The organism is Phormidesmis sp. 146-12, assembly GCF_052939495.1.
In genome coordinates, this window is record NZ_JBJPHS010000138.1 from 1 (window position 1) to 3,865 (window position 3,865).

The window sequence follows — 3,865 nt, forward strand, 5'->3', positions numbered from 1 at the left end:
AGAATCTAAGGTCTTACGGCGTTATCGCTGTCTAATTTTGTCCGGACTATTGATCTTAGTAGTCCTCTTTCAGAACCTCACACAGTTGATCTAAGCTCTCCTTACGCTGTGCAATCAACCTTTCACCAAGTTCCTCCAAGTACTCAATGTTACGTGGGCTTGCATTATCCATCTGATCATGACCATTATCGCTACTCAATGGAACTTGAAAGCGGTAGTAGTTTCTACCTTGCCCTTCCGTGATCATCAATTTATCAAGCTGATAAGCAACAGCCTCACTTTGACCATCTAAAACAATATTAAGTATAGGAATTGCCCATTTGAGTTGTCCCCAATTTTTCACATCTCTATACTTGTATTTTCTAGTCAATGCACCAGTACCTAGAGAGACAACAAGTGTATCATCACGTTGCAACTCTTCATTAGTATTCCTCTTATACGAGATCATAGCTTCCATCATTGCTAGTGAAGAGGGATTGTTTGCAAAAATTCCACCGTCTATTAAAGCGTAGTATCCTTCTGAGGTACGATGCACCGTTTCAAGCTTGTAAGGTGGAAAAAATGTTGGCGCAGCAGAAGTTGCCATTGCTGCATGGCTCATTTTGAAGCCTCTGCATAGCTTGCGGCTATCAAGGCTATCAGATTCCTCTGCCTTTCGATTACTCGTAAAGAAGATCGGCGTTCTTAATTCGATATCATAGCTTGTGATAAAAATTTCTCGTAATGCATCTTCAACACAAGCTTCACCTAGCAGTTCCTCTAGAACCTCTTGTCTACTTTGTGGATTGAATTTGGGCTGTAATAAATCGTCTACGGATGTTGGAATGTACTCACTAAAAATCTTCTTTCCAAATTTTCGGTAGAAATGTACAAGTTCGGCGGCTGTGTACTCTGGTTCGTGATTGATACTTGAATCTGAATTTCGTTTAGTTAGACCCAGTGCCAAAATTCCTCCTGTTGAGGTACCTGAAATTAGATCAAACATTGTTGCTATTCTTTTTCCTGTGCGTTCTTCAATGTAGTTGAGGATCATACTAGGAATAATTCCTCTAATCCCACCACCATCAATTGAGAGAACTCTTCTTTTAAATTTACCAGTCATGGTTCTTGATCTTTCGGTATTTGCTGGATTACTTAATGGAACTAGCTGTGCGCTGACAGCTTGTTATTAGATAGACATGAAATACTAGCACCACTGAAAATGAATTCTTCAACCGCAAGAGCCGATTCCTTCTCCACGAAATCCTGGGTTTGACCTCACTCCTCACCTGCCCCTAGAACGAGTAGCTTGATCCGTGCCATCTGAGATCGCATCCTTGCCCAAGGTCTAAAAGGCTTCGCTTTACGGTTTACTTGGATAGGGTGGCACTGACCACCCTACGACTAACTTAACGTTCAAGAGCGGGTTGCAATGATAGCAAAACCTAAACGCGGTGACTTAAGTTCAGGAGCACACTCACCGTTAACAACACACTTTTGATAGACATAGGGCACATTAACAGCCTTTACAGAAATACTAAATCCGCCAAGATTCATCACCTCGCCAGTTGTTAGCATAGATATAAGCTGCTGGGCACCCAGATTTACTGCGGTTTGCGATGCCCATGTTCCTAAAAAACCAAGTTCAGTGGTCAACCTTTCTTCAATCTGACGCATAAGCTCTGGAGCATAACCACCACCCGAAACGGCTGCGAGAACTATATTCGGCCCATGATTTTCAGCAGAAGCCCATTCCACAAAGGATTGCGAGGAGAAGTAGACCAGAGAGTTCGGATGAGCAGCAATCATTTTATTTCTCTCGTCATTGTAACTATCACGATTACCATCTTTGAATAGAGGGGGCGTGAGACTTACGCTAGTGAGTAAGCTACCCAAAGTGGGCATTTCGCCATTGAGAATTTTGGTAATTGCACTTGCATCTAGCTTGTAATTACCAAGACTACCTTGACCACAGTTAAATATTGGCTTCTGTTCAAGAGTTGACAAATTAAACGTGTAATCGTACTTACAGGTAGCTGATGCAGTGGCAGACACAACTTTTTCTGGCGTGATTGTCCTTATTTCCATTACTGTGTAGGGCACTTTTTCTTTTCGGTAGTTAGTAAAAGGCTCCGGCACATTGACACAAACACGCAACCTACATTTTCTGTTCCATCGTACATCGGGATAAGGGACATTTACCCAGCGCCATTTGTCAACAGGGACTTTTGTTTTTACCGCAGGAATCGTTTCTTTCCAAGTGTGTTTAGCTCGAACCTTTGCAATGAGAGAGATTGTATTACCCGTTACATTATATTCAAGCTTCTCAATACCATTCTCACCTTGATTACCTATCCTTACTCCATTGATGGCAGATAAGATTCCGTCTGCTTTGGATCGCCACTGATTGGCAACTGAATCCAATTTAGGAATGCAATTCATCATCTTCTGATCAATAGGCTGAAGTAGGTTGATTACTTGAGGCGCGCTAGTCATCGGATCTTTTGCACAGGCTTCAAGATTATACGCTTTTGCTTGTTGAGGTAATCCTAGTACTGCACTCAAGGCCGTCAGTGCGAACCCTAGAAATAGTTGACTCTTCATTCGTCCCTCTGTACGTGATTTACAATTGGTGTTCTGCTGTAAATCTATCCAGAGGGCACTTTCGTCCGCATTGACTTAGGTTAAGAAGTTTTCCTGTAATAAATCCTGCGCTTCAATCGACTGAGTGACTCTGGTTTGATACCAAGATATGAAGCTAGATGATAATTAGAAACTCGATCGATGATTTGAGGTTCGTTTTCAAAGAGCTTACAATAGCGCTCTTCAGGAGTATCCATGTAGAGAGAAACCAATTTATCTCGCGTCTTAGACGCAAAACCTTCGGCATGAAGCCTCAAAAACATCTGCCCGTCTGGAAGTCCTTCAATAAAGTGCAGTGCTTGGTGATCAACCAGAAGAACTTTAGAGTGTTCAATCGCCTCGCAAAAAAATTGTGAAGGCTCTTGATTCAGAAAACTTCTGTAGTCACCAAAGCTTTGATGTTCAGTGTGAAAGGAAAGGGTACATTCTCGTCCATCGTTAAACAGGAAAACCCTGACGCAGCCTTTCAAAGTAAAACCAATGAATTTACAAATATCCCCTTCTTGGAACAGAAAGTCTCCTTTGTTCACTTCCACACACTTCAAAAAAGGATCAAGCAGCGTAGGGTTAATTTTGAATTCAGGAAGAATCTTCAGAATGAATGCGTAAAACGGTTCATACATCTGCTTATACCTTTTACAATCTCATCAAGGGTGGATTCCCCGTCCCTTGGGGCGTAAGAAGTGCTAAAAAGGGCTGTTTCCATAGTCCGTCCGCTTGCAGCAGAGTTATTGATTATGGTCTTCCAGAAAAAGATGATTGGGCAAAAGCTTTAGGATCTCTCTAGGTGAAAATACAGGTTTTTCCATGTTCTGCAAAATCCTGTCCCTAGTCTCACTCCTCCCCCGCCCCTAGAACCAGTAGCTTGATCCGCGCCATCTGAGATCGCATTCGTGCCCACTGTCTAAACGTCTCTGCCTTCTTCGCATCCAACGCATTTAGCTGATTGAGATAGCTTTCAGTGTCAGACTCTCCAAACCTGTAGCCCACCTCGATCAACTTCATTTTGGTCACACTGCGCTTCGTGATTTCTTGACTGATCTGAAAGTCCCGCCGCACCACATCAAACTCTAAAACGGACAGGATCACCTGCTCTCGAATCGTTGCCGCCAGGTCGCCCCGCTTATTTTCGATCTCTGCCAATTTGACTTGAAGATCTCCAATGGCAATCGATCGACTCTGTGCCGCCGCATCTCCCCCGGTGGCATTCCGAAATAACGGCACTCCAATCAAGCTCAGAACA

General features: G+C 43.1%; 4 protein-coding genes. All 4 read right to left on the bottom strand.

Annotation, left to right across the window (positions count from 1 at the left end):
- Positions 1–55: 55 nt before the first annotated feature.
- On the bottom strand, positions 56–1,102 hold the full coding sequence (locus tag ACKFKF_RS31125) for a patatin-like phospholipase family protein (RefSeq protein WP_446871248.1): 1,047 nt from the start codon (positions 1,100–1,102) through the stop codon (positions 56–58).
- 293 nt (positions 1,103–1,395) lie between these two features.
- Positions 1,396–2,583: a hypothetical protein gene (locus ACKFKF_RS31130; protein ID WP_446871249.1), complete on the bottom strand. Its 1,188-nt coding sequence runs from the start codon at positions 2,581–2,583 to the stop codon at positions 1,396–1,398.
- 80 nt (positions 2,584–2,663) lie between these two features.
- A complete protein-coding gene (locus ACKFKF_RS31135) occupies positions 2,664–3,245 on the bottom strand; it encodes a Crp/Fnr family transcriptional regulator (protein ID WP_446871250.1) in 582 nt (193 codons plus the stop codon).
- Positions 3,246–3,456: 211 nt separating this feature from the next.
- On the bottom strand, positions 3,457–3,865 hold a 409-nt coding region (locus ACKFKF_RS31140), incomplete at its 5' end, for a hypothetical protein (protein ID WP_446871251.1).